Origin of the sequence: Stenotrophomonas sp. 278, assembly GCF_003935715.1 — a bacterium.
Classification (GTDB): Bacteria; Pseudomonadota; Gammaproteobacteria; order Xanthomonadales; family Xanthomonadaceae; genus Stenotrophomonas; species Stenotrophomonas maltophilia_AH.
In genome coordinates this window covers 1-6,086 of sequence record NZ_RHPP01000192.1, presented here as the reverse complement: position 1 = coordinate 6,086, position 6,086 = coordinate 1, and the positions used below count along the sequence as shown (strand labels likewise).

The following is a 6,086-nucleotide window of genomic DNA, read 5'->3' as shown; positions in this document are numbered from 1 at the left end:
GCCATCGGCGGCGGCGCGCTCGCCATCGGTGCCGGCAGCACCTCGCTGGGCCGCGGCGCGGGCAGCGGCGGCGAAGCATCCATCGCGGTCGGCGCGTTCAGCACGGCGGTAGCTGATTTCAGCGCGGCGCTTGGCTCCAACTCGGCGGCGGTCGCGGTGGGCAGCGTGGCGCTCGGTGCGGGCTCCTACGCCGATCGCGTGGACACGGTTTCGGTCGGCAACAACAACGGCCTGCAGCGCCAGATCACGCACGTGGCCGACGGTACCGAAGCCAACGATGCGGTGAACAAGTCACAGCTGGATGCGGTCGGCGATGTCGCCGACACCACCGCGAAATACTTCCAGGCCACCGGTAGTGCGGAAAGCGATGCCGGTGCCCTGGCTGACGGCGACAACGCCACCGCCATCGGTGAAGCCAGCACCGCGCTCGGCAATGGCACCACGGCCCTGGGCAGTGGGGCGGTTGCCGTTGCGCAGAACGCTACGGCTGTTGGCAACAATGCGCTGGCCAGCGGCCAGAACAGCGCCGCGTTCGGCCACAACGCGCAGGCCGAAGGTCCGGGCAGCGTCGCCGTGGGCGGTGCTGCCGTGGATGAGAACGGCGACCCGTTGATCACCAATGGTGGCGTGCCGGTCGATACCGGTGCCACCAGCGCCCGCGTGGGCGGCACCGCGGTCGGTGCCAGCGCGGAAGCCTCCGGCTTTGCGGCTTCGTCGTACGGCGTCGGCGCGTATGCCGCCGGCGCGCAGGCCTCGGCATTCGGTGCCGTCGCCAATGCGACCGGTGACTATTCCACCGCCGTGGGCACCCAGACCGCCGCCACCGGCACCAGCAGCACCGCCGTCGGCGGTCCGGTCGATCTGATTCCGGGACTGGGTTTCTTCGTGCAGACCCAGGCCACGGGCGAGGCGGCCACCGCCGTGGGTGCCGGTGCGATCGCCAGCGGCGACTACGCCGTGGCCAACGGCACGTTGAGCGAAGCCTCCGGCCTTGAAGCCACCGCATTGGGCTACTTCGCCTACGCCCCGGGCGACGGTGCCTCCGCGCTGGGCGCGGAGAGCTGGGCCAGTGGCGAGCTGAGCACGGCTGTCGGCTTCTACAGCACCGCGCGCGGGGCCAACAGTGTGGCCCTGGGGGCGAATTCCACCGCCGTGCGCGACAACACCGTGTCGGTGGGCGACGCCGGCAGCGAACGCCAGATCACCCATGTGGCGGCCGGCACTGAAGCAACCGATGCGGTGAACAAGGCGCAGCTGGATGCCGTGGCCGATACCGCCGACACCACCGCACTGCGCTTCAAGGCCAACGCGTCGACCGACAGCGATGTCGGTGCCTTCGCAGACGGCGACGGTGCACTGGCCGCAGGCGAGGCGAGCAACGCGCTGGGCGCGGGGGCCGCCGCCGTTGGCAATGGTGCCACTGCAGCCGGTGACAGCACGGTGGCCGTCGGCCAGAACGCCACCGCCAATGGCAACGGCAGCGTGGCCATCGGCGGCCAGGGTCAGGCCTATGACGAATACAACCAGCCCATCGTCGACGGCGACGGCAACGCCGTGCTGATCGGCACCACCGCCGCACAGGACGCGGTGGCGGTCGGTGCCGGCGCGCAGGCGACCGGCGCGCTCAGCAACGCCTTCGGCAGCGGTGCGCAGGCCACCGGCGACAACAGCCTGGCACAGGGTTACAAGGCGCGTGCCACGGGCGAGTACAGCATCGCGCAGGGCGACAACGCCTGGGCCAGCGGTATTGAAAGCACCGCCACCGGTGCCTACGCGTGGGCCACCGCCGAAAGCGCGACGGCTTTCGGTGCCAGTGCCTGGGCGACCGAAGCCAACGCCACGGCGCTGGGCTATGCGGCCTGGGCCGATGGCGCAGGTGCCACCTCGGTCGGCTACAACAGCTGGGCGCGCGGCACCAGCTCCACGGCCGTGGGTCGTGGTGCCTTCGCGTACGCCAACAACAGCGTTGCAGTGGGCTATCAGGCGCTGGGCAACAGCATCAACAGCATCGCCATCGGCACCAACGTGGTGGCCGGCGGTGAAAGCGCCATCGGCATCGGTGCGGGCAGCAGTGCAAGCGCGTCGAATGCCGTGGCACTGGGCGCGGGATCCACTGCAGACCGCGCGTACACCGTGTCGGTCGGCAACGACGACCAGCAGCGTCAGATCACCCAGGTGGCCGCCGGTACCGAGGGCACCGACGCGGTCAACGTCGATCAGCTGAGTGCTGCTACCGAACGCTTCCAGGCGACCGGCGAAGGCGTGGCCGTCGCCAATGGCGAGGAAAGCGTGGCGGCCGGTTCCAACGCCGCCACCGACGGCGATTACGCCACTGCGGTGGGGTCCAGCAGCTTTGCCAGCGGCACCGGCGCTTCGGCGCTGGGCAGCGGCGCGTTCGCGCTTGGCGATTCCGCGACTGCCGTAGGCCTGAACTCCCTGGCCAGTGCCGCCAATGCCACCGCGCAGGGCAGCAACGCACAGGCCACGGGCGAGTACGCCACGGCCAGCGGTGCGGAAAGCGAAGCGTCGGGTGAACAGAGCACGGCCACCGGCGCGGCCAGCGTGGCCTCCGGTGCCGGCAGCCTGGCCGGTGGCGCGCTGTCTGAAGCCAGCGGCGAGGAAGCCGTGGCGCTGGGTTACTACAGCACTGCCAGCGGCCGCGGTGCGACCGCGGTGGGTGCAGAAAGCGTGGTCAGCGGGACGCTGTCGGCGGGCTTCGGCTTCGCCTCGGAAGCCACCGGCAACTACACCACCGCGCTCGGCGGGTACGCCACTGCCACCGCGTTCAACGCGACCGCGGTGGGCAGCTTCGCCAACGCCAGCGGCTCCAACAGCGTGGCACTGGGCGGCGATGCGGTGGCCTCGGGGGCCTACAGCACGGCCACCGGTCAGAACGCGCTCGCCAGCGGCATCAACAGCGTCGCCGTGGGTGGCGCACTGTTCGGCCTGCTGCCCACCGAAGCCTCCGGCAATTACTCCACTGCGGTAGGCGGTGGTGCGTGGTCGCCAGGCCTGAACAGCACCGCGCTGGGCAATGCAGCAACCTCGGAAGGTGCCAACAGCGTGGCGCTGGGGGCCGATTCGATTGCTGACCGCGATGACAGCGTATCGGTCGGCAGCGTCGGCAGCGAACGCCAGATCGCCAACGTCGCCGCCGGTACCGAAGGCACCGATGCGGTAAACCTCAACCAGCTCAACGCGGTGGCCGATGCCGCCGCTGCGACCAGCAAGTACTTCCAGGCCAGCGGCAGCGATGCCAGCGACGCCGGTGCCTATGTCGACGGCGACAATGCCGTAGCCGCAGGCGAAGCGGCCAGTGCGATCGGCGACGGTGCCACCGCGCTGGGCAGCGGCGCGAATGCGCTGGCGAGCAACGCCACGGCAGTGGGCACCGATGCATTGGCATCGGGTGTGAACGCCTCGGCACTGGGCACCAATGCCCAGGCCACCGGCGAAGACAGCGTTGCGGTGGGCAGCGGTGCCTCGGCTTCGGAAATCGGAGCCAGCGCCACCGGTGCCGCAGCCGCCGCCAGCGGTGCCTACAGCACCGCCAACGGCAGCGAGTCGATTGCTTCGGGCCAGCAGGCGATTGCCAGCGGCTTCCGCAGCACCGCCTCGGAAGCGGGCAGCTCGGCATTCGGCAGCTATAGCGAAGCCACCGGCGAATTGTCCACCGCGCTGGGCTACGGCTCGGTTGCCTCCAACGTCTACAGCACCGCAGTAGGCGCAGCCGCAACCGCCACCGGCGCAAGCGCGGTCGCCGTCGGTGAGTTCAGTGAAGCCACCGGCGACGAAAGCGTGGCCATCGGCGGCAGCACCTTCTTCGGCTTCATTCCGGCGCGTGCATCGGGCACCGGTGCCTCGGCCTTCGGTGCCGGTGCATGGGCGACCGACGACTACACCACCGCACTGGGCTGGAACTCGTGGGCCGATGCAGTGGGTGCGACCGCGGTCGGTGAAAGCGCCACCGCCAACGGCCTCAACAGCGTGGCGCTGGGCGCGGGCTCGCGTGCGGACCGCGACAACAGCGTGTCGGTCGGCACGGCCACCTCGCAGCGCCAGATCACCAACGTCGCTGCCGGTACCGAGGGCACCGATGCGGTGAACCTGGATCAGCTCAACGAGGTGGCGGACGTCGCCGAAAACACCAGCCGCTTCTTCCAGGCCAGCGGCAGCGGCGATGGCAATGACGTCGGCAGCTTCGTCGACGGAGCCTACGCCACCGCAGCCGGTGAAGCGTCGAATGCCTTCGGCACGGGTGCGTCGGCCTATGGCAGCGGTTCGCTTGCGAGCGGTCGCAATGCGTCGGCGTCGGGCTACAACGCCTCGGCGACCGCTGATTCGGCCACTGCGATCGGTGGCGCGCTGTACTACGAAGATGCCAACGGCAACGTGCTGCTCGACCGTGCCACCAGTGCCGGCGGTACCGGCGCGACCGCGCTGGGTGCCGGCGCACAGGCCGACGGTGTGTTCAGCACCGCCAGCGGTGCCAATGCCACCTCGGCGGGCCTGCAGTCCGCGGCCGTCGGCTACAGCGCTGAAGCCGGCAGCGACTACAGCACGGCGGTGGGTGCGTTCAGTGCCGCCACCGGTGTGCGCACCACCGCACTGGGTTACGGCGCGGAAGCCAGCGGCGATTACGCTTCGGCATTCGGCTGGGGCAGCACCGCGTCGGGCGCGTACGGCATCGCCGTCGGCCACAGCGCACAGGCCAGCGGAGCGAACAGCTTTGCCGGCGGTGCCAGCGCCTGGGCCACGGCGGCGCAGACCACCGCAGTGGGCCAGCTGGCCTGGGCGACCTCGGCCGGCTCCACCGCGATCGGTCAGGACAGCTACGCCTACAGCGGCATCAATGCCACCGCGCTGGGCAAGAGTGCCTGGGCCAACGGCACCGGCAGTGTCGCGCTGGGTGCCGGTTCGCGTGCCACCGAAGCCAATGTGGTCTCGGTTGGCGGCGGCAACGGCACCACCGGTCCGGCCACGCGCCGCATCACCAACGTCGGTGCCGCGACCAATGCCACCGATGCGGTGAACAAGGCGCAGCTGGACAGTGTGGCCGCCACCGCTGATGAGGCCACCCGCTACTTCAAGGCCAGCGGCAGCGGCACCGCCACCGCCAGCGGTACCGATGCACTGGCCGGCGGCTCGGCGGCCACCGCCAGTGGCAACCGCAGCACCGCACTGGGCACCACCGCAACGGCGTCCGCCACCGGTGCCACAGCGGTCGGTGCAGATGCCTCGGCACGCGGTGACAACAGCACCGTGGTCGGTCGCCTGGCCTCCACCAACGCCACCAACGCGGTCGCGGTCGGCAACGGTGCCTTCGTGAGCAACGGGGCCAACAGCGTGGCGATCGGCGCAGGCTCAGGTGTCTCCGGTGCCAATTCGGTGGCGCTGGGCTCGGGCTCGCGTGCGGTGGAAGCCAACGTGGTCTCGGTCGGCGGTGGCAACGGCACCGACGGTCCGGCCACGCGCCGCATCGTCAATGTCGCCGCGGGGCGCATTGCCGCCGGCAGCACCGACGCGGTCACCGGTGGCCAGCTCAACACCACCAACCAGCGCGTGACCTCGGTGGAAACCCGCGTGGGCGACATCGACGACCGCATCGGTTCGGTGGAAACCAGCACCGCCAACACCCTGAGCTATGACGACAGCAGCCGTGACACGGTCACGCTCTCGGGTCTGCAGGGCAGCACCATCGATAACGTGGCCGCCGGGTCGGTGGCCAGCAGCAGCCGCCAGGCGATCAACGGTGGCCAGCTGTTCCAGGCACTGACCGACACCGCCAGCTTCCTCGGTGGCGGGGCCAGCGTGGGCATGCAGGGCGTGTTCGTGGCTCCCAACTACGTGATCCAGGGCAGCAGCTACAACAACGTGGGTGATGCACTGGGCGCGCTGGATGCCAAGGTCACCGAAATCGACCAGCGCACGGCAGGCGGCGGCAGTGCACGTGCCCGCAGCGCGTCGGTCGCCACCGCCAGCGTCGCCACTGCACCGGAAGCGGCCGTTGCTGCTGCACCGGCGGCCGCCGATGTAGCGGTGCCGGCAGCGGTGCAGGGCACGCCGACCGTGGCCAGCGTCGGCAC

At 70.4% G+C, this 6,086-nt stretch carries 1 protein-coding gene; it reads left to right on the top strand.

The features are described from left to right. Window positions 1-6,086 (top strand): cell surface protein (locus tag EGJ34_RS19950; RefSeq protein ID WP_185750269.1); only part of this gene is annotated, 6,086 nt, incomplete at both ends.